Annotated in this window: 22 protein-coding genes; 3 read left to right on the top strand and 19 right to left on the bottom strand. The window is 48.6% G+C overall.

Annotated elements, in window-relative coordinates:
- Positions 1-63 precede the first annotated feature (63 nt).
- The 9 genes from flgJ to flgB form a co-directional block, all read right to left on the bottom strand.
- Positions 64-1,026 (bottom strand): flagellar assembly peptidoglycan hydrolase FlgJ, encoded by a 963-nt coding sequence (gene flgJ, locus WCT94_RS05700; protein ID WP_336868448.1) that lies wholly within the window; start codon positions 1,024-1,026, stop codon positions 64-66.
- On the bottom strand, positions 1,026-2,135 hold the full coding sequence (locus WCT94_RS05695; RefSeq protein WP_336868447.1) for a flagellar basal body P-ring protein FlgI: 1,110 nt from the start codon (positions 2,133-2,135) through the stop codon (positions 1,026-1,028). Before WCT94_RS05695 ends, flgJ begins: the two co-directional genes overlap by 1 nt.
- A 16-nt stretch (positions 2,136-2,151) precedes the next feature.
- Entirely contained in the window at positions 2,152-2,865 is a 714-nt protein-coding gene (locus WCT94_RS05690; RefSeq protein WP_336868486.1) for a flagellar basal body L-ring protein FlgH, read from the bottom strand.
- A gap of 180 nt (positions 2,866-3,045) precedes the next feature.
- The gene (gene flgG / locus WCT94_RS05685; protein ID WP_014915905.1) at positions 3,046-3,828 is read right to left on the bottom strand and encodes a flagellar basal-body rod protein FlgG; all 783 of its coding nucleotides are present in this window, start codon (positions 3,826-3,828) and stop codon (positions 3,046-3,048) included.
- Positions 3,829-3,855: 27 nt separating this feature from the next.
- On the bottom strand, positions 3,856-4,611 hold the full coding sequence (locus tag WCT94_RS05680; protein WP_336868446.1) for a flagellar basal body rod protein FlgF: 756 nt from the start codon (positions 4,609-4,611) through the stop codon (positions 3,856-3,858).
- 21 nt (positions 4,612-4,632) lie between these two features.
- Positions 4,633-5,868, bottom strand: coding sequence for a flagellar hook protein FlgE (gene flgE / locus WCT94_RS05675; RefSeq protein WP_336868444.1), 1,236 nt, complete (start codon positions 5,866-5,868; stop codon positions 4,633-4,635).
- A 75-nt stretch (positions 5,869-5,943) separates the two neighbouring features.
- Positions 5,944-6,627 (bottom strand): flagellar hook assembly protein FlgD, encoded by a 684-nt coding sequence (gene flgD, locus WCT94_RS05670; RefSeq protein ID WP_336868442.1) that lies wholly within the window; start codon positions 6,625-6,627, stop codon positions 5,944-5,946.
- 15 nt (positions 6,628-6,642) lie between these two features.
- Positions 6,643-7,047 carry a flagellar basal body rod protein FlgC gene (gene flgC, locus WCT94_RS05665; RefSeq protein WP_015840801.1) on the bottom strand — a complete coding sequence of 135 codons (405 nt, stop codon included), beginning with the start codon at positions 7,045-7,047 and terminating at the stop codon, positions 6,643-6,645.
- Between the two features lie 28 nt (positions 7,048-7,075).
- Positions 7,076-7,492: a flagellar basal body rod protein FlgB gene (gene flgB / locus WCT94_RS05660; RefSeq protein WP_336868440.1), complete on the bottom strand. Its 417-nt coding sequence runs from the start codon at positions 7,490-7,492 to the stop codon at positions 7,076-7,078.
- A 165-nt stretch (positions 7,493-7,657) separates the two neighbouring features.
- On the opposite strand from flgB, the gene flgA reads away from it, so the two are divergent.
- From flgA to WCT94_RS05645, 3 genes are all read left to right on the top strand, one after another.
- Complete coding sequence (gene flgA, locus WCT94_RS05655) at positions 7,658-8,326, top strand: flagellar basal body P-ring formation chaperone FlgA (RefSeq protein ID WP_336868438.1); 669 nt, start codon at positions 7,658-7,660, stop codon at positions 8,324-8,326.
- A gap of 142 nt (positions 8,327-8,468) precedes the next feature.
- Positions 8,469-8,765, top strand: a complete 297-nt coding sequence (flgM, locus tag WCT94_RS05650) for a flagellar biosynthesis anti-sigma factor FlgM (RefSeq protein ID WP_319848210.1) — start codon at positions 8,469-8,471, stop codon at positions 8,763-8,765.
- Positions 8,766-8,770: 5 nt separating this feature from the next.
- A complete protein-coding gene (locus WCT94_RS05645) occupies positions 8,771-9,208 on the top strand; it encodes a flagella synthesis protein FlgN (RefSeq protein ID WP_336868437.1) in 438 nt (145 codons plus the stop codon).
- Positions 9,209-9,266: 58 nt separating this feature from the next.
- On the opposite strand, the gene WCT94_RS05640 is transcribed toward WCT94_RS05645, so the two are convergent.
- The 10 genes from WCT94_RS05640 to cheA all read right to left on the bottom strand — a co-directional run bounded on the left by WCT94_RS05640 (position 9,267) and on the right by cheA (position 21,032).
- Positions 9,267-9,629 (bottom strand): flagellar protein FlhE, encoded by a 363-nt coding sequence (locus WCT94_RS05640; protein ID WP_336868485.1) that lies wholly within the window; start codon positions 9,627-9,629, stop codon positions 9,267-9,269.
- A gap of 53 nt (positions 9,630-9,682) precedes the next feature.
- Positions 9,683-11,767: a flagellar biosynthesis protein FlhA gene (flhA, locus tag WCT94_RS05635; RefSeq protein ID WP_336868435.1), complete on the bottom strand. Its 2,085-nt coding sequence runs from the start codon at positions 11,765-11,767 to the stop codon at positions 9,683-9,685.
- Positions 11,760-12,911 (bottom strand): flagellar biosynthesis protein FlhB, encoded by a 1,152-nt coding sequence (gene flhB, locus WCT94_RS05630; protein ID WP_180742566.1) that lies wholly within the window; start codon positions 12,909-12,911, stop codon positions 11,760-11,762. Before flhB ends, flhA begins: the two co-directional genes overlap by 8 nt.
- 244 nt (positions 12,912-13,155) lie before the next feature.
- On the bottom strand, positions 13,156-13,800 hold the full coding sequence (gene cheZ / locus WCT94_RS05625) for a protein phosphatase CheZ (RefSeq protein ID WP_336868434.1): 645 nt from the start codon (positions 13,798-13,800) through the stop codon (positions 13,156-13,158).
- A 9-nt stretch (positions 13,801-13,809) separates the two neighbouring features.
- The gene (gene cheY, locus WCT94_RS05620; protein WP_005970714.1) at positions 13,810-14,199 is read right to left on the bottom strand and encodes a chemotaxis response regulator CheY; all 390 of its coding nucleotides are present in this window, start codon (positions 14,197-14,199) and stop codon (positions 13,810-13,812) included.
- A 38-nt stretch (positions 14,200-14,237) separates the two neighbouring features.
- Entirely contained in the window at positions 14,238-15,290 is a 1,053-nt protein-coding gene (locus WCT94_RS05615) for a protein-glutamate methylesterase/protein-glutamine glutaminase (RefSeq protein ID WP_180742564.1), read from the bottom strand.
- On the bottom strand, positions 15,290-16,162 hold the full coding sequence (cheR, locus tag WCT94_RS05610) for a protein-glutamate O-methyltransferase CheR (RefSeq protein ID WP_014915918.1): 873 nt from the start codon (positions 16,160-16,162) through the stop codon (positions 15,290-15,292). Before cheR ends, WCT94_RS05615 begins: the two co-directional genes overlap by 1 nt.
- 516 nt (positions 16,163-16,678) lie before the next feature.
- Positions 16,679-18,364 (bottom strand): methyl-accepting chemotaxis protein, encoded by a 1,686-nt coding sequence (locus WCT94_RS05605; RefSeq protein ID WP_336868433.1) that lies wholly within the window; start codon positions 18,362-18,364, stop codon positions 16,679-16,681.
- 135 nt (positions 18,365-18,499) lie between these two features.
- Positions 18,500-18,997, bottom strand: coding sequence for a chemotaxis protein CheW (gene cheW, locus WCT94_RS05600; protein WP_319848216.1), 498 nt, complete (start codon positions 18,995-18,997; stop codon positions 18,500-18,502).
- 31 nt (positions 18,998-19,028) lie between these two features.
- Positions 19,029-21,032: a chemotaxis protein CheA gene (cheA, locus tag WCT94_RS05595; protein WP_336868431.1), complete on the bottom strand. Its 2,004-nt coding sequence runs from the start codon at positions 21,030-21,032 to the stop codon at positions 19,029-19,031.
- Positions 21,033-21,054: the final 22 nt, after the last annotated feature.

The following is a 21,054-nucleotide window of genomic DNA, read 5'->3' as shown; positions in this document are numbered from 1 at the left end:
GCAAATACGCCACATAAGTTAAATACTTTATCGGTCAGGGCGCGTAAATCTTGAATAAAAAAATCAAAATAGCCGGCTCAAATCGTGCGTATATGCTTTCGCCACTTTCTCACCTGAGTTCTTCATTTGCTGGATCATGCTAACCAGCTTCTGAGCATATTGCGGATCCGTTGCATAACCCGCTTTTTGTAGCGCATGAGCTGCCTGTTCAGCCGTTCCGGCACTCATCACCGCTGAATAACGTGGGTTGTTGGTGAGCAATTTCACATAGTCACCAATCGCTTCAATATAGGAATCGTACACTCGGAAACTAGCCTTGACCTTCTTGGCCACGCCCTGTTCATATTCTGTCGTGGTGATCTCCGTTGTCGGCCCATTCCAGCTACCGCCGGCTTTGATACCGAACAGGTTGTGACTAGGGCGCCCATCTTCGGTAGGAATTTCACGCTGACCCCAACCGGACTCAAGTGCCGCCTGAGCAATAATAAGATGGTGAGGTATGCCGCTATGCTGACTGGCAATCTGAGCGGGCAAGGAAATCTGAGACACAAAGTTACTATTGGATAGCGGTAAGGCTGAACCCGTAGCGGGCAGTTTAGGCAACGCTTTACGCACCATCTGTTCCACTGCCGCAGTTGGCATGGTTTTTAGCACATCGCCATCGAATGCTAATGGAACAGAGGGAACCGGCGCTTTAGCTGCTGTGGCATCGGGAGATTGTCGGGTTAATTGCTCAACCATGACATCCGCAAGCCCCAATCCCTTGCCCTTCGTTGAGATCTCCTGGGCAATTTGCTGGTCATACATTGAGGTATACAGACGCGTCTGATCGCTGTTGAAGAGACCGTCCTGCGGAATCGCAGAACGCATACTTTTCATCATCAATTGGACAAACACGCCTTCCATTTGTTGCGCAACTGCCCTGATACCCTCTTTACTTTGAGGATTACCTGAAACTTCACGCTTCAACGTATTCAGGGACTGCGCATCATAGGCCGCATTATTCAGCGTCTGCATATCACTCATCAGATAATTTCCAGTTTGGCACGCAAGCAGCCAGCACTTTGCATCGCCTGCAGAATAGACATCAGCTCCATCGGCGTCGCCCCCAGAGAATTCAGTGCACGCACAACATTGTTGAGGTTGGCGCTGGAATTGACTTGTTGTAAAGAACCGCCCGCTTGCTGCACCGAGATCTGTGTTTGAGGCGTTACCACCGTCTGGCCGCCACCAAATGGTGTATTAGGCTGGCTAACATTGGCCTGCTGGTTGATCGTCACAGAAAGGTTGCCCTGAGCGATAGCACAGCTATCCAGCGTGACATCGCGGTTCATCACAACAGATCCAGTACGGGAATTGATGATAACCTTGGCGTCCTGAATACCAACATTAACGTCAATATTCTGGATATCGGCCAGAAAGCGAACCTGAGAGCTGTTACCATGCGGGGCAAGTACCTGAATAGTCCTAGAATCCAATGGAGTCGCGCTACCACCGTATCCAGAGCGATTTATCGCATCACTCACCTTCTGCGCCATCGAAAAGTCGTCGTTCTTCAACTGCAGCATGATGGTATTCGATGTACCAAACGTGCTTGGCAACTCTCTCTCGATAACCGCACCATTACTGATTCGACCACCTGCAAGCTGGTTAACCTGAACACTGCTTCCGCCAGCGGATGCGCCAGCACCGCCAACCAACACGTTACCTTGAGCAAGGGCATAGACCTGATTATCGACCCCTTTTAATGGGGTCATTAACAGTGTCCCGCCGCGCAGGCTCTTCGCGTTACCGAGTGAAGACACAACAATATCAATATTCTGGCCAGCTCTGCCGAAAGGCGGAAGTTCCGCCGTGACCATCACCGCAGCAACGTTTTTCAACTGCATGTTGGTTCCAGCCGGGACGGTAATCCCTAACTGGGAAAGCATGTTAGTTAAGCTTTGTGTGGTAAACGGCGTCTGCATGGTCTGGTCACCAGAACCATCCAAACCAACAACTAAACCGTAACCAATCAACGCATTACCACGTACGCCCTGGATGTTTACCAGATCGCGAATTCTCTCTGCCGACGCGGGAGCAATATTCAGCGTCAGTAACGTCAGCAGTACAGTGAAAAATGATGCAATCCGCATGGCAGGCCTCTTAAGCTTAGAACGGAGAAACATTGAGGAAGAACCGCTGTAACCAGCCCATGTTTTGCGCTTCGTTAATATAGCCATTGCCGACATATTCAATACGCGCGTCCGCAACCTGGGTTGATGGCACCGAGTTATTACCACTGATGGTTCTCGGATTAACTACCCCAGAGAATCGGATAAACTCTGTTCCCTGATTAATTGCAATTTGTTTTTCGCCAACGACCTGTAGGTTGCCATTGGCCAGCACTTGCCCCACCGTGACCGTGATGGTGCCACTGAATGTATTATTGGCGTTAGCGCCACCTTTCCCGGTGAAATCATTCGTCCCAGTAGCATTCAATGCTGCACGATTATTGCCTAACGGCCCATCAAGGTACCGTGGTGTTGTCGCCACACCAAACGTCGAGGCGCCATTGCGAGCAGCATTAGCAGATGAACTTTTACTGGCGCTGACATTCTCCTGCAACACGATCGTCAATGTGTCGCCAATATTACGTGGGCGACGATCCTCAAACATCGGCTGGTAGCCATAATTCATCGGCTGCACAGTCTGGAAAATAGAACCATTGGGGCCCGCCAACACTGGCGATGCAGGCTGGGCGGTCGTAGGCCCAGTGACAACTTTATCATGCGGAATATAGGCGCAGCCGTTAAGTGCTAACATCGCGATCAATGCCAACAGACGGGGTCGGCGGAGTGGTTTGATAACCGACTTTGCATTTATTATCACTGCGGATATCGCCTTAAATTAATCTATTTCACATATTCACGGGGTAAATCAAAACCATATTTGCCCACTCACCGGGTGCTTATGGCCATCATTACCCCGTTAAACACTGTCTATATTGCTAACATCAGGCCACCAGAGCGCCCGCCCTCGTTCCTGAAAGTAGCGGGTTATTCATTACAGCTGGGTCAATTTCTGCAACATTTGGTCAGAAGAAGAAATTGCTTTACTGTTGATTTCATAAGCACGCTGCGTCTGAATCATCGATACCAATTCCTCTGCCACGTTGACGTTGGAGGTTTCGACATATTTCTGATACAGCAAGCCTGCGCCATTCAAACCCGGGTTTGTTTCATTTGGCGCACCAGAGCTCGCGGTTTCCAGATACAGGTTCTCACCGATGCTTTCAAGGCCGCTATCATTAATAAAGGTCGTCAGCGTCAGCTGGCCGATCTGGTTTGTTGCCGCCTGCCCCTGTACTTTAACGCTGACAATACCGTCACGGCCGATATTTAGCTCTGTCGCATTCGCCGGAACGGTAATAGCGGGCTGCACCTGATAACCGCTGGACGTCACTAACTGACCGTTACCGTCAAGCTGGAACGCACCATCACGCGTATAAGCCGTTGTACCGTCAGGCAGTTGAACCTGAAAGAAACCCTGCCCTTTGATGGCAACGTCTTTAGAGTTACCGGTTTCGGAAAACGTCCCTTGAGTATGAATACGCTCCGTTGATACCGGACGAACACCGGTACCTAACTGCAAGCCGGACGGTAACATCGTTTGTTCTGAAGACTGAGCGCCGGGCTGACGAATTGTTTGATACATCAAGTCTTCAAATACCGCACGCTGACGCTTGAAACCATTGGTGCTGACGTTTGCCAAGTTATTGGAAATAACGTCCATATTGGTTTGCTGAGCATTCAAGCCGGTTTTTGCAATCCACAAAGAACGGATCATTTATTCACTCCTGTGCGCACTCGGCGCTTAACCCATTGCTAATATCTGATTAGCGCGTTGTGCATTATCGTCGACGCTGCTAATGACTTTCATCTGCATTTCAAAGCGGCGAGCATTGGCAATCATATCGACCATAGTATCGACCGTGTTCACATTACTGCCCTCAATCACTCCCGGCATAATACGCACGGTGGGATCGTTTTGCAGAACATTACCACGTTGTTGCTGAGCCTGTTGCGTTAAGCGGAATAACCCGTCATCAGACCGCTCAACCTCTTGTCCTGTAGCCTTGACGAGCTTCAAACGCCCCAACTGAGCAATCGTATTCGGTGGATCCCCAGGGTTAAGAGCAGAAATCGTACCGTCAGGAGAAATACTGATCTGGGCCTGCGGTGGCACGTCAATCGGCCCACCGTCGCCCATCACTACACGCCCCTGGATAGTTAACTGCCCATCAGCGTTGATCTCCATATTACCATTACGGGTGTACGCCTCACCGCCGTTAGCCGTTTGTACTGCCAGCCAACTCTCTTTCGGTAAAGCGACATCCATTGCACGGCCGGTATAATTCATCACGCCTTCGGTCATATCAGCACCAGGCGTAGAGGCAACAACCAGCGTACGGGTAGGCAATGTCTGCCCATTGACTGGTACAGCTCGCAGTGCTGAGAGCTGTGCCCGGAACCCCGGCGTTGAGGCGTTCGCCAAGTTGTTCGCAGTAATCGCCTGCTTTTCCAATGACTGGCTCGCGCCACCCATTGCCGTATAAATCGCGTGATCCATGCAATGTCCCCGTCAGGATAATTAACGCAGGCTAACCAGCGTTTGCAGAATGGAATCCTGCGTTTTGATAGTTTGCGCATTCGACTGGTAGTTACGCTGCGCAACGATCATGTTGACCAACTCTTTACTTAGATCAACGTTCGACATTTCGGTGGATTTACCCACTAACTTACCCAGACTTCCAGTACCTGCCAGACCAACCACCGCTTGACCAGAGCTCGCGGTTTCAGACCAGGCGTTATCGCCTTCAGGTGACAAACCTTCTGGGTTGGCAAAGCTAGCCAGCAGAATTTGGCCCAGCGCTTGTTTCTGACCATTACTGTAACTGCCTTCGATCGTGCCATCATCATTGATAGCAAAACCAGTCAGCGAGCCAGGAGCGAAACCATTCTGAGTTGGGCTCTTATAGCTATATTCGGTATTTTGTTGGATACTGCCGGTTAGGTCGAGAACAAAACGATTCGTAGCAGCACCATTCGTACCCGCGATTTGAATAGAAAATCCAGGAACCGTTGTCGGCGTTGTGGAAGTCTGAGAGACTAAGGCACCATTCGCTCCAAAACTCAATGTTCCTGCATTTTGATACGAGGCTGATGTTACTGGTGTTATAGCACCATCCAGAGCGTAAGTTTGCCACGTATTGGGTGCTGTTTTAACAAAATACAGCGTGAAATCGTGCTTGTTACCTTGGCTGTCATAGGTTGTCAGCCCAGTTTTGCTGTTATAAGTGCCTTCTGCGCCAGGATTGGTAGCCCAGGCCGTTGTTGGAACAGAATCGGAGGATTTAAGGTTTGCTTTCAAAGCAGCCGTCGTTGTCGCACTCGACAGCATGTCCCCATCAGGAACAGTCAACGGAACCGGATCGGCACCCGTTTGTACGACTGGAGGTGTCCCCGCAACTGGGTAACCCGTCAGTTGCATACCTTGTGCGTTAACAATATTACGGCCGTTCAGCATAAACTGACCATTACGGCTGTAATAGATGGAACCGTTGGTATCTTGCAGACGATAAAAACCACCGCCGCTAATCGCGATATCCAGGTCTCGTGAAGAGGAGGTTACGGTACCATTACCGAAATCCTGCAATACCGATGCAACCTTCACACCCATACCCACTTTAGAGCCTGCAAACATATCGGCAAATGTGACAGTACCGGATTTAAACCCCACTGTTGCTGAGTTAGCGATGTTATTACCGATAACATCCAGGTTATTAGATGCCGCGTTTAAGCCACTGACCGCCTGAGAAAAACCCATGTCGTTCTCCAGATGAATTGATTAAGTCATATTCCAGGTAGTGCGTTTCACTGGAATAATGTGAAATTTCTAGCGTTACAGAATCTGCCTGACATCGTCCATGGTGGCTCTGCCACGCAGTCCTAAATCCAGCAATGCACCGCTATCGCCGCGAACGACACTATTTACCACCGCATAGCTCAATGGCTGAACAACTTGCTGTGCGCCGCCCGTGCTGGCAGCGACAGTGAAGGTATAGGCCCCATCTGGCGCAACTGTGCCATCAGAAAGTTTACTATCCCAGTTAAATGAGTGAACGCCAGCTGAAAGCGTCCCCAGCTCGATCGTACGAACGGCTTTACCTGTCGCATCATTAATGGTGACGGTAACCACTTCTGCGGCTTTCTCCAGTTCCACACCAAAGGGCGTACTGGTTTCTTTACCCACGAGAATGTCTTTCCCTGGGATCATGACACTGTGGCCAATCAGCGTTGTTGCCTGCATGGATTGGTTGTTATTGATCTGTCCGGAAATAGAACCCAGTGTGGTATTCAATTTTTCAATACCGCTCACCGTATTAAGCTGAGCAAGCTGGCTGACAAGCTGATCGTTGCTCATCGGGTTCGTCGGGTCCTGATTCTTCAACTGCGCAACCAGAAGGGTCAGAAACTGATTCTGTAGGTCAGCGCTGCTATTTTTCTCTACCGCTGTTGTCGGCGAAGTACTCGACGTACTCTGTGTTCTCGTTGCCGAGGACGTATCATTAATGGTTACAGACACTATTTCGTCTCCCGATTATTGCCCGATCGTTAACGTCTTCAGCATCATCGATTTTGTCGTATTCAAGACTTCGACGTTTGCCTGATAGCTGCGTGATGCAGAAATGGTATTTACCATCTCTGCCACTGGGTCAACATTCGGCATGCGAACGTACCCCTGCCCATCAGCCAGCGGATTACCCGGTTCGTAAACCAGACGTGCAGGTGATGGATCTTCAATAACATTAGCAACACGCACACCGCCAGTTGACTGGCCTGGAGCCGCATTCACTTCGAATACAACCTGTTTGGCGCGATAAGGTTCGCCATCAGGGCCCGTGACGCTGTCTGCGTTAGCCAGGTTACTAGCGCTCACGTTCAGACGCTGAGATTGCGCAGAAAGCGCTGAGCCTGAAATTTCGAATATATTTAATAACGACATGAATCTTTACCTTCTCATCGCGCTACGATCATGAACCTGACTGCAAGACCGACATCATGCCTTTAATCTGCCCGCCCAGAATGGTCAGACTGGTTTGATATTTCAGGCTATTATCGGCAAAATTAGTGCGTTCCCGGTCCATATCGACCGTATTACCATCCAATGCAGGCTGATCGGGTACGCGATAGAGCAAATCAAGTTCCGGCGGCTGAAAATTCTGTGCCGGTATATGCCGTACAGATGTGGTTTTCAGCGCGATACCCGTACCGTTTACCCGCCCTTGCTCCATCGTTTTACTGAGCTGGCTGGCAAAATCGATATCCCTGGCCTGATAGCCTGGTGTATCCGCATTAGCAATATTCGCGGCCAGAATTTCCTGCCGCTGGGCACGCAAGTTCAACGCTTCCTGCTGAAACCGCAACGAGGCGTCTAATTTATCAAGCATGCTCCCTCCGCAAGTTAGAATTTGGAGTGAGTAGGATAATTCTCATGATGACTATGCCATCGAACGAATAGACACCAAATGCAGCGCTATTTATTGCCTTAACCTCACGCTGACATCGTTACACTTAATGCCCGATATAATCAGAACCAGGAGAGCCGAACAGGAATGAAAACAATACATTATTACCTCTACCTGGCGGCGTCCTGTTTTTTCATCCTGTGTGCCCCTGTCAATGCGAACGATCTTCCTGCACAGATCAATCAATTTTTTGCTTCACGCTTTCAGGGAAGCGCGAATACCGTAAACGTTGTGATAAAATCGCCGGAATCACAGTGGCCACAGTGCGAAGTCCCCCAAATCACGTTGCCCGGGAATACGAAAATGTGGGGTAATGTCAGCCTGTCCATACGTTGTGGACAACAGCGTCGCTTCATTCAAACCGAAGTGCAGGTGACAGGGAACTATGTTACCAGCTCACGGCCGATAAACCGTGGAACAACGCTGACAGAAAAGGACATTCGTTTGACAAAAGGCAGGCTCGATTTATTGCCGTTGCGCCCTATACTGACGTTACAAGGCGCACAGGGTGCAGTCCTTTTGCGCGATCTCACTCCGGGCCAGGTGATTACCGCTTCCATGATCAGACGCGCCTGGGTCGTCAAGGCCGGTCAGTCGGTGCAGATTATCGCCCAGGGAGAAGGTTTCACGATTAATGGCGAAGGAAAAGCCATGAACAACGCGACCGCCGGACAGGCAGTCAGAGTCAGAACGGCAAATGGACAAATAATCAGCGGAATCACGAACGAAGATGGGATTATTCTGATCTCACAGTAATTAATTAAAGATTTGCTCACATTTGCCGATGATAGTTACAGAGTCATTACTGACGACGTTTTAAAATTGAACACCAATGTGATGGAAAATCCTGTAACACATTGATGATTAACTATTTATCCTCAAACCAGAGGGATGTATTATGAGTATTGATCGCACCCAGTCGCTGAAGCCGGTCAGTCAAGTGCAACAACGCGAATCTGGCGATATCGCTAAAACCAAACGCAAACAGGCTGAAGCTCAGTCTGAAGTCAGCGCCACGCAGGTAAAACTGAGCGATGCACAGGCAAAATTGATGCAGCCAGGTACGCAGGATATCGACATGAACCGCGTTGAAACCTTGAAGCAAGCAATTCGTGATGGTTCACTAAAAATTGATGCCGGAAAAATCGCGGATGCCTTGCTGAAAGAAACACAGGATTTTTTAGCAGGTAATTAATATCTATGGAAAATCTGCAATCGATTCTGGAACAGCTGCTGCATAATCTGCGTGAGCTTGATGCCGTGATGTCTGACGAGCAAGCGTTACTTTGCGCGGGGCATATTAATAGCATTGCTCTGCAGCAAGTGACAGAGAAGAAAACCTCCTTGCTGGCAACGATGCAGCATTTGGAAGCTCGACGTCATGAAGCCGAATCTGCACTTAGGCTACAAGCACCTTATGATGGTATTGAAAAGCTGTCTACTTGCTGGCAGCAGGTTCAAGAATTAACCAGACGTTTGAACGATCAGAATAAGCACAATGGTCTTCTACTGAGTCGGCATATTGCCTATACCAATGAAGCCATCAATATACTGAAGCCTCGTCATGGTCAGGGACTGTATGGTCCTGATGGTCAGTCGAAGGGGGTAACAGTGGGCGGTAGAAAAATCACGTTCTAAAAGTCTCTGCATTTCAGCGGAGACTTTCATCATCTAAAACTATTACTTTTTACATCAACTACTTATAGTTTACCGCAATATCGATCGTACGAACGCTGAACGTATGATTAATACGCCCATTCCCTGCAATGTAGTAGACAAAGCGAAACTCATTGTTAGCCGCCAGTCCCTCAAATGCCTGAGTCTGTCCGTCACCACTTCCGCCTAAATCAACACAACGCTGCGGTGTTTGTGAACAGAGCTTAACCGCAAGCCCTGTCGGTATCTCCGAATCAATAAGATGCCGCCAATATATTGTTGTGATAGTTTCCTCTGGCTTAACGGCAATGTTAGGCGTGAAAGCCGACGTGGTAACCATTTCACCACGGTAATCCAGTTTTATTCCGGCCATACTTCCGTTCCAACTACCAGGCGTCGCCATAGCACAGAGCGGAAGTACCAGCACAGCTACAGACAGAAAGCGTATCACCGTTCTCACCTCTGAGCTTCCCCTATAATCGATGTCATACGGATCTGGCGATGATCGCTGATTTCCAAATTAGACAGCACGGCCATGTTTGGCAGGCTACGATGCAGGAAGCGAGCGAGCAAAGCACGTAAAGCATGGTTCACAAGCAGAACTGGCGGTGCACCCAGCATTTCCTGCCGCTGTAGCGCCTGTTTCGCCTGTTCAAGCAGGCGATCGGCAAGACCAGGTTCAAGGCCACCGCCTCCCTGAAGCGCCTGTAACAGAAGACGCTCCAACGACCCTTCCAGACCGATCACCTGAAGCTCGCTGTCTCCTGGGAACCACTGCTGAGTGATGGCGCGTCCCAGAGCAACCCTGACTACAGTAGTAAGTTCATAAGGATCTGGCTGCACTGGAGCATGTTCAGCCAATGTCTCCATGATGGTGCGCATATCCCTAATAGAAACTCTCTCGCTAAGCAGATTTTGCAACACTTTGTGCAACGTTGTCAGTGTCACCACGCCAGGAATGAAATCTTCTGTCAGTTTTGGCATTTCCTGCGCAACGCGATCCATCAGTTGCTGAGCCTCCTGCCGTCCAAACAGTTCACTGGCATGCAATGCGATTAAGTGGTTCAGGTGCGTTGCTACTACGGTACTTGCCTCTACGACCGTGAACCCTTGAGCTTGGGCTTGATCTTTGAGAGCATTATCAATCCAGACCGCCGGCAGCCCAAACGCCGGATCCTGCGTGATATCGCCAGACAAAGAGCCAACCGCATTGCCAGGGTTGATCGCCATCCAACGACCTGGATGAGCCTCACCGCTACCCACCTCAACACCTTTCATCAATATACGATAGCTGGCAGGCTGAAGCTCTAAGTTATCCCGGATATGAACCACTGGCGGTAAATACCCCATCTCCTGAGCAAATTTCTTCCTGATGCTACGAATCCTGCCCAACAACTCGCCATCTTGCTGTGCATCAACCATTGGAATCAAGCGATAACCCACTTCCATACCTAGCGGGTCCTCAAGCTGTACGTCAGACCAGCTGGCTTCAATAACCTGATGCTTCTCCATCGCTGCGGGTATAGGCTGCATCTCAGGTTCTTTTTGCTGTTCCCCACGCATCCACCAGGCAAGCCCTAACAGAGATGCAGTGAATAACAGAAAGACAAAATTAGGCATTCCGGGAACCAACCCAATAAGCCCGATAACCGCCGCACTCAACACCATGACCCGTGGATTGTTGAATAGCTGGGTGACCATCTGCTGGCCAACATCCTGATCGGTACTCACACGAGTAACAATAACACCCGCTGCAGTAGAAATAATCAGAGCAGGAATCTGGGCAACCAGGCCGTCACCGATGGTGAGCAACGTATAACTTTCCGCTGCCTGCCCTACCGGCATGTTGTGCTGTACAACACCGACGATCAATCCACCCACAATATTGATGACCATGATAATCAGTCCGGCGATAGCATCGCCGCGCACGAACTTACTGGCACCATCCATTGAACCGTAAAAGTCTGATTCCTGCGTCACCTCAGCACGGCGTTTTTTCGCCTCTTCTTCACCGATGATCCCAGCATTAAGATCGGCATCGATCGCCATCTGTTTACCTGGCATACCATCCAGCACAAAACGCGCGCCTACTTCAGCAATACGTCCGGCACCTTTGGTGATAACCATGAAGTTGATTAAGACAAGAATGATAAAGACCACAATACCGATGGCGAAATTCCCCCCCACCAGAAAGTGACCAAATGCTTCAACGACTTTACCGGCAGCAGCGGTGCCCGTATGGCCTTCCAGTAAAATAATACGGGTAGATGCAACGTTGAGTGACAAACGCAGCAACGTAGAAAACAGCAGGATAGTAGGGAATGCAGCAAACTCTAGCGTCCGTTGCGTGAACATCGCAACCAGCAATACCATGATTGACAGTGCGATGTTAAAGGTAAATAGCAGATCCAGAATGAATGGCGGCAGCGGCAATACCATCATGGAAAGTATCAGCAGGATCAGTATAGGTCCGGCTAATATTTGCCATTGGGTACCTTTCATATTACTCGGTAAACGAAGCAAAGAGGCCAAATTAGCCATCAGTAGTATTCTCTTTAGCAAAATCCAGCGCATCAGGCACTGGTAAATGTTTCGGTTTTCTAGGAATTAATCCACCTTCCCGCTTCCAGCGTTTCAGTTGATAAACCCAAGCTAAGACTTCTGCAACAGCAGCATACAACGCAGCCGGAATGTGCTCTCCGACCTCTGAATGACGAAATAGCGCTCGCGCCAACGGTGGCGCTTCTAAAATAGGGACGCGATGCTCGGCCCCCAACTCACGGATACGTAACGCGATCTCACCCGCCCCTTTAGCCAACACTTTCGGCGCATTCATTTTTTTCTCATCATAACGTAATGCTACCGCATAATGCGTCGGGTTGGTGACTATCACATCAGCCTTAGGCACATCAGCCATCATTCTGCGTTGGGCTATCGCCCTTTGTTGCTGGCGGATACGGCCTTTAACATGGGGATCACCTTCACTCTGTTTATGCTCGTCCCGAATTTCCTGCTTGCTCATCCGTAACTTTTTGATGTGGCTCCAGACTTGCCAAAACACATCAAAAGCGACCATAGGAATAAGGCCCATAATGATGAGAAAGCCACACATTACGGCCAATTCTAACGCATCACCTAACGCCGCAATCGGCGATTCGGATATTAAATGCAATATTTTTGGCCAGTTATGAATCAAGAACAACGTACTAATGATCCCGACCATGACTGATTTTAATATTGCTTTAAAAAGCTCAGCCAGTGATTGGGCAGAAAATAACCGTTTCAGCCCAGAAATAGGATCTAATTTTTTGAAGTCAACTTTTAATGATTTGGTACTAAACAGTACCCCACCGAGCAGCAAAGGCGCAGACAGTGCAACCAAAACAGCCCCGAGCATAATGGGTATTAACGCCGATGCCGCCTGACGCAATAATGAGCCAACATGCCGTAGCATTTGGGTGTCATCACCAATCGTTGCGTAATCAAAATTTAACGACTGTGAGACAATTCTGGCCAATCGGCCAGCCATCGCATCGCCACCTATCCACAAAATAGCCAATCCTGCGACCATCATCAGAACAGAAGTCAGCTCTCGCGATCGTGGGATCTGGCCTTCTTCACGCGCCTTTTCCTCCTTTTGGGGAGTGGGGGCTTCTGTTTTTTCTAGATCGCTATCATCGGCCACTATGGCGTTCCTGTTACGACTTTCGGGATAGGAATTTGCTGCCTAGCATGACAAATACGGAAAAGTTTTATGGCTGGAACAACGAGAAAAACCAACGCTTCTTTAACGAATAGTACGGGTGAAAGGCGGGAAAAAATCGGATTTAGCTATTTATGGCCATAGATGCTGGCCATAAATAACTGGTCGATGGTGTTCAAAATTTTTTCAAAAAAGGGAATCATTCCCTTTCCTGAGGCAAAATGCATTAGAACCCAAGGCTATCCAGAAGGTCATCAACCTGATCCTGATTGGCGACGATGCCTGCTGCGCCTTTGTCCAACTGTGGTCCGTTCAGCAGACCATCATTTGCACGCTTAGGCGCATCTGGTTTTTCTGGAATATTTTCCAGCAACACCATCAGCAGTTGTTTTTCAATCTCCTGGACAACATCCATCATACGCTTGATAACCTGACCGGTAAGGTCCTGGAAATCCTGCGCCATCATAATTTCCAACAGTTGAGCGTTGGTAAATGAGGTATGCTGTGGTACATCTTCAAGATAGCTACGCGTATCCGTCACCAATTCACGCGCATCAGCCAGCTCAATTGGATTCTCAAACCATTCATCCCAACGATTTTTCAGAGACTTAGCATCAGCTTCTAGTTGGTTTTGACGTGGCTGTGCAGCCTCTACGCAACTCAGCGCGCGCTCTGCCGCTTGCGCAGTCATCTGGACAACATAGTCAAGACGATCGCGGGCATCAGGAATAGCTTCTGCTGCTTCTGCTATCGCATTATCCAGACCCAGCTCTTTCAAGCTGTCGCGCAACATACGAGTCAATTGGCCAATACGCGAAATGATCTCGGTTGCTGAAGCTGTGTCGTTCACAGACGGCATATGTGGCGTCATAAGATCCCCTTACATACCCAGTTTTTCGAAAATCTTATTCAGTTTTTCTTCAAGGGTAGCTGCAGTAAATGGTTTAACTACATAGCCGCTAGCACCCGCTTGTGCTGCAGCGATAATGTTCTCTTTCTTCGCTTCCGCAGTTACCATCAGCACGGGAAGGCTGGAAAGCGCACCGTCAGCACGAATAGTCTGGAGCAGCTCCAGTCCGTCCATGTTGGGCATATTCCAGTCAGAAATGACGAAATCAAAAGCACTAGCGCGAAGCTTGTTTAGCGCATCAGCACCATCTTCTGCCTCTTCTACGTTATTAAAGCCCAGTTCCTTCAGCAGGTTACGGACAATTCGGCGCATCGTCGAAAAATCATCCACTACCAGAAATCTGAGTTCTTTATCGGCCATACCTACTCCTAAAATATTTATTGCTCACCGAGAGCTGCTTATATACGTAATGCCTGTCCGGCAGAGATTTGTGCCAACATGCGCTGGCTCACCTGGTGCAAATCCACCACTTCATCAACGCCACCCATAGCAATCGCTTCACGTGGCATCCCGAAAACCACACAACTTGCTTCATTTTGGGCCAAAGTATAAGCACCAGCCTGGTGGAGTTCCAACATGCCGGCCGCCCCATCATTGCCCATTCCAGTAAGGATTACCCCTACGGCATTTCGCCCGGCGTATTGTGCAACCGAACGGAATAACACATCGACTGATGGACGATGCCGATTAACGGGAGGTCCATCATTTAAACGTACCTGATAGTTTGCTCCGCTACGCGCCAATTCAAGATGGCGAGCGCCCGGCGCAATGTAGGCATGGCCAGGAAGAACACGCTCCCCGTCTTCTGCTTCTTTCACCGTAATCTGGCACAACTTGTTCAATCGCTCGGCGAAAGATTTCGTAAAGCCTGGCGGCATATGCTGTGTAATCAGTAGTGCAGGGCTTGTCGGCGGCAGAGGCTGTAATACATGCCGTATCGCTTCCGTTCCTCCCGTCGATGCACCAATCGCGATCAATTTCTCACTACTGAGCAGTGGCATATGCTGAATAATTTTTGTCGGCTCTGCTGCGGTACTACGCTGCGGCAGGCGCGCCTTCGCTGCCATGCGAATTTTTTCCGCAATCAGCTCGCTATACGCCAACATCCCCTCACGAATACCTAACTGAGGTTTAGTGACAAAATCAATCGCACCAAGCTCCAGAGCACGAAGCGTAATTTCCGACCCTTTTCCCGTCAGGGACGACACCATGACAACCGGCATCGGGCGCAAACGCATAAGCTTCTCAAGAAAATCCAACCCATCCATACGTGGCATTTCAACATCCAGCGTTAATACCTGAGGATTGAATTTTTTAATCAAGTCACGAGCAACTAATGGATCTGGCGCAGTCGCGACAACTTCCATATCGGAATGGCTATTAATTATTTCAGTCATGATCTGACGCATGAGGGCAGAATCATCAACGCATAATACTCTTATCTTGCTCATTATCTTTCCTTAGCCAGCCCGTATACAGTTTGCCCACGCAAATAGAATTCGCGACTGATCTGGCTGAAATTCTCTGAATGCCCGGCAAATAACAATCCCCCCGGCTTAAGCATCGGGACGAATCGACGGAGAATACGCTCTTGAGTTTCTTTATCGAAATAAATCATTACATTACGACAAAAAATAGCATCGAATGGCGCGGGAACAGACCAATCAGGCGCGAGTAGATTGAGTTGTTGGAAATGTACCATTGACGCAAGCTCAGGACGAACACGCACCAAACCACTATGTGGCCCAGTACCGCGTAAAAAGAATCGCTGTAGCTGCTGTGGAGAAAGAGAGCGCAACTCTTCCTGACGATAGATGCCAGCCGTTGCCTTTTCTAATACCTGGGTATCGATATCACTGGCCCATACCTGGCATCCACTCGCTTTATTACCTAAGACTTCTGCAAGTGTCATCGCCAGCGAATAAGGCTCTTCACCTGTAGAAGCCGCCGTACTCCAGATAGTGTAGCCATTTGGACGTTTTCTGGCATGCTCAGCCAATATAGGAAAATGATGCGCTTCACGGAAAAACGCCGTTAGGTTTGTGGTTAACGCATTAACAAAGGCTTGCCATTCTGCGCTGTTAGGATCTGATTCCAGTAGCGCTAAATACTGACCGAAATCATTGATTCCAAGTAAACGAAGACGCCTAACCAAGCGGTTATAAACCATTTCACGTTTGTGATCGGCCAGGACAATGCCAGCACGCTGATATATTAATTGGCTGATTCGTCGGAAATGAGTGTCCGACAACGGCAACCGATCAACCATCTGCGTCAGAATAGAGGCAGACTCAGGGCGATTTTGCGACGGTGTACTTTTCATATCAAACCGCTCGAATAGTGTTTTTTGCTATGGTTTTTTTCAATCTGAACTTTCCTCTACAGCTAACGCAGGGTTTTTATTGTCATTCGTCAATTGCTCATCGCATTGCGATTAAAACTGACACTGTATTGGTAATACACTTTACAAGTTCTGCAAGCAGAGCCGGTTAGCGTGTTCGTTCTACCAAAGCCACATGCTGTTGGGTGGCATTTCCCTCTCATCACAGCTGTGCTACCTGCTTTATTCTTTGGCCTTAATGCCAAAGCCAGCCTCACCCCATCCTATCCATAACATAAGTTACAGATTGAACAATACCATGAATTACTCTGCTTCAAAGCACCAAGTGCTATATCGCTTATAAACCCCCAGGCACGCAGTGACAAATTACTCGCATGTTCATTTTTTAAATTATGACGAGTAAACAATCACCCAGCCACCTTATACATAAGCGGCTGGGGATTGGCTCAGTAACGCGCCCTACAGCTTGGTTATTTATAGCCTATACGACGGTTTTTATCAGAACGTTTCCCAATTATCATTGGGTGAACCTTCTTTCGCTTTCTTACCGCCATTTGCTGATGGCGCCAGCAATACAGGTTTTTGGCCTGTCGTTACTGCTGCCGTTCTTCTAAAAGAACCCGCATCTTCAGACAGACGGAATACAGCAACAGCCTGATTCAGCACTTTCACCTGTTCTTCCAGAGCAACCGCTGCGGCCGCAGACTCTTCGACCAAGGAGGCGTTTTGTTGCGTTACGCGATCCATTTCAGTCACAGCCTGACCAACCTGATCGATACCTTTACTTTGCTCATCTGAAGCTGAGGCAATTTCGCCCATAATATCTGTTACACGAGTGACCGCACTGACGATTTCTCCCATCGTCTCGCCAGCACTCTCAACCAGTACAGAACCTTCATCGACCCGGCTGACAGAATCTTCAATCAGACTTTTAATTTCTTTCGCAGCCTGAGCACTACGCTGTGCCAAGCTACGTACTTCGCCTGCAACAACCGCAAACCCACGCCCTTGCTCCCCTGCTCTGGCTGCCTCAACCGCCGCATTCAGCGCAAGAATGTTGGTTTGGAAAGCAATACCATCAATCACACTAGTAATATCGGCAATTTTTTGCGAACTTCCAGCGATATTGTGCATGGTTTTGACAACATTATCGACGACCTTGCCGCCCTTCTGTGCCGTCTCTGACGCGCTCAGCGCCAACTGGCTAGCCTGACGAGCATTTTCCGCATTCTGTTTAACGGTTGCGGTCAACTGTTCCATACTAGCTGCCGTTTCTTCTAGCGAAGCAGCCTGCTGCTCAGTACGTGAAGAAAGATCGTTATTTCCGGCACTAATCTCCGTTGCGCCGGTATAAATCGCATCGGCACCTTGTCGAACTGCGCTAACCGTTGAAACAAACTCACTTTGCATATGGCGAATACTGTCAGCCAGAATCCCCATTTCATTACTGCTGTGAAAATTAGTCGTTTTTGTCAAATCACCTTTCGCAATATGACGAATGTGTTCAACAATATTATTTAGCGGCTTGATTAATAGTTGTTGAATACCAATCCAGGAAATCAGCGCTAGCGCAAAAACCAGTATGACAATGAAACCAAGGATCCAAAGCGCTGAGTCGTAAGCGGCGTCATTTTTCGCTATACCAGCCTGATAAAGTTTATCGCTTTCAGCTTTATAGGCGTAATACGCTTTTTCAAAGTTGTCCTGAAAACTTTGTGTCGGTTGCTCAACAAACTTCTTGAATTCGCCTGCATTCAAAAACTGAATTAACTCCGTTAATGCGCCATTCAGAGCCACGTAATTGTCTTTTACGCCCCGAGTAACGTTTTCATCCTGACGCGCGTCCTGCGGCACTTTCTCATAGCGAGAGAAAAAATCATTTGCCACAGACAGCTGTTTTTGGGCAGAAACCAGAAGTTCTTTACCACCAGCACCAGCACCGGTCCCACTCGAATCAAGGGCAAAACGTGTACCTGCCCGGTTAAGTGTATTGCGAGTCTGTAATAAATATGACCATGCTGAATCCAGTTCAGAACGCTTTTGGTTAATAACCTGCGTTGAGCTGAAGATATCCTTATCATTTTTTAATGCACTAAAGAATAAACCACCAGAAATAAGCTGAAGTGCCCCAAACAACACCAGTACAAGCATCAAACCTGTAACAACTTTTATACGGTTAAACATATAACGCCTTTTGAGTAGACCAACCACCGATGATATCGGCACTATTCTGGATATCTTTACGAATTTCTGAACTGACAAGGATACGACTAAGGAAGGTTTTCGGGGCTACTTTCATAGCCCCAGAAGGCCGATGGATTAGGCTCTCAATACGCTATCAACCAGCGCCATTTCTTCGCTGCTCAACAGTTTTTCGATATCAACCAAAATCAGCATTCTCTCGCCCAGAGAACCCAAACCAGTCAGGTACTCCGTTGACAGGGTTACGGCAAACTCTGGTGCAGGGCGAATTTGGTCTGCGGTCAATGACAACACATCCGACACACCATCAACGACAATACCAACAACACGCTGACCAAGATTCAGAACAATAACAACCGTGTTGTCATCGTATTCAACATCCTGCTTGGCGAATTTAATACGCAGGTCAACAATCGGTACAATGACGCCGCGCAGGTTGGTAACACCCTTGATAAAGGAAGGTGTGTTGGCAATACGTGTTACCTGATCATAACCGCGAATTTCTTGTACTTTTAAAATATCAACGCCGTACTCTTCGTCACCCAGCGTAAAAATCAGGAATTCCTGTCCTACTGTTTCGCCAGTTAATTTCGTGACGCTTGCAAGTCCAGTCATGTTTTCCACCCTTTATTAACGATCTGTTTTATTAAGCAGCAGTTTCAACCACACGCTTTTCACGATTAAGCGCTTGTAACGCTGAAACATCCACAATCAGCGCAACGCTGCCATCACCAAGAATGGTAGCGGCTGAAACGCCTGGTACCTTGCGATAATTACTTTCCAGATTTTTAACGACGACCTGATGTTGCCCAATCAACTGATCGACCAACAAGGCATAACGTCGGCCCGCACTCTGCAGAATCACAACTATACCCTGAGTCGCATCCGTTTTAGCGCCATCCACATCAAAAATATGGAATAGCTCAACGAGAGGTAAATATTCACCACGAACTTGCAGTACACGCTCGCCACCGGCTAATGGGTACAGGTCTTCCGACTGAGGCTGCAGGGATTCCATCACAGCATTAAGCGGGAGAATAAAGACCTCGTTGTTAACTTTAACGGACATACCATCGAGGATGGCTAACGTTAATGGTAACAAGATTCTGATAGTCGTGCCTTTTCCAGCCTGGAAGTGGATTTCGACATGCCCACCCATTTCCTGGATATTCCGCTTCACCACGTCCATGCCGACACCGCGGCCAGACACGTCTGTAACCTTCTCTGCGGTGGAGAAGCCTGGGGCAAAAATCAACATGCCCACTTCTTCATCAGACATCGTGTCGCTCACGGCCATCCCTTGAGACAGAGCCTTAGCCAGAATTCTTTCACGGTTGAGCCCTGCGCCATCATCGATAACTTCAATACAGATGTTACCGCCCTGATGTTCCGCAGACAGCGTCAGGTTACCCACCGCAGATTTACCTGCAGCAACGCGTTTATCTGGAGATTCGATACCGTGATCAAGGCTGTTACGCACCAAGTGTGTCAGAGGATCGATAATACGTTCGATCAAGCTCTTATCCAATTCAGTCGAACTCCCCATCAGCGTTAGCTCGACCTGCTTATCCAATTTCGCAGCCAAGTCACGAACCAAACGAGGGAAACGGCTAAATACATATTCCATCGGCATCATACGAATGGACATGACCGATTCTTGCAGATCGCGGGCGTTGCGTTCCAACTGCCCCATACTGTTGAGCAGGTCGCCATGTGCCACAGGGTCGAGTTCGCTTGAGCGCTGTGCCAACATAGATTGCGTAATCACTAACTCACCGACGAGGTTGATAAGTTGGTCAACCTTCTCAACCGCTACACGAATACTGGTATCACCGGTTTTTGCTTTATTTTTTCCATTTTCCGGTGCAGCTTGCGGTTTTGCAGCAGCTGGCGCAGACGGTGCAACTGGCGCTACCGGTGCCGGTGCTTCGACTACCGCCAGTGTCTCCACAACTTCAGCAACGACAGGTTGGCTGGCTACGGTAGATTTAAAGCTAATTTGCTCAGGTTCAAGAACAAAACACAGTACAGCACTAATATCGTCTTCACTTTCAGACGTGACCAGTGTCACTTCTACGCTAGTATCAGTCTGGTGAGGATCTTTAACGGTCCCCAGATTACCAAGCTCTTCCAGCATCTGAGGTATTTCCTGAGATTTCAGGCCGGTTAATGCAATACGCATTTCACCTTTACCTGCAGCGCTAGAAGCCGAGCTGGCGGCGTTCTGTGTTGCAGCTGGTGCCTCAACCTGGGCAACATCACCATCAGCTTTAGACTCCAGAGCGAGCTGGCGCAGGGCCTGACAGATATACTCAAAGCTTTCAGCATTGGGTTCCTGCGCGGTTTTATAAGCGTCCAACTGATCCTGCATAATGTCTTTTGTTTCCAGAAACAGGTTGATGATATCAGTGCTAAGACGCATTTCTCCGCGTCTTGCCCCATCGAGTAGGTTTTCTAAAATGTGTGTAGTTTCCTGCAATACTTTAAAACCGAACGTGCCCGCGCCCCCTTTGATGGAGTGAGCTGCTCGGAAAATCGCATTCAATTGCTCGGTATCAGGCTCTGACGGATCCAACAATAATAAATGTTGTTCCATATCTGCCAGTAATTCATCTGCTTCATCAAAGAACGTTTGATAGAAAGCACTCATGTCCATGCTCACGTGGTCACCT

This window comes from Pectobacterium sp. 1950-15, from assembly GCF_037136835.1.
Lineage (GTDB): Bacteria > Pseudomonadota > Gammaproteobacteria > Enterobacterales > Enterobacteriaceae > Pectobacterium.
The sequence above is the reverse complement of the archived record's forward strand: the minus strand, read 5'-3'. Positions and strand labels throughout refer to the sequence as shown.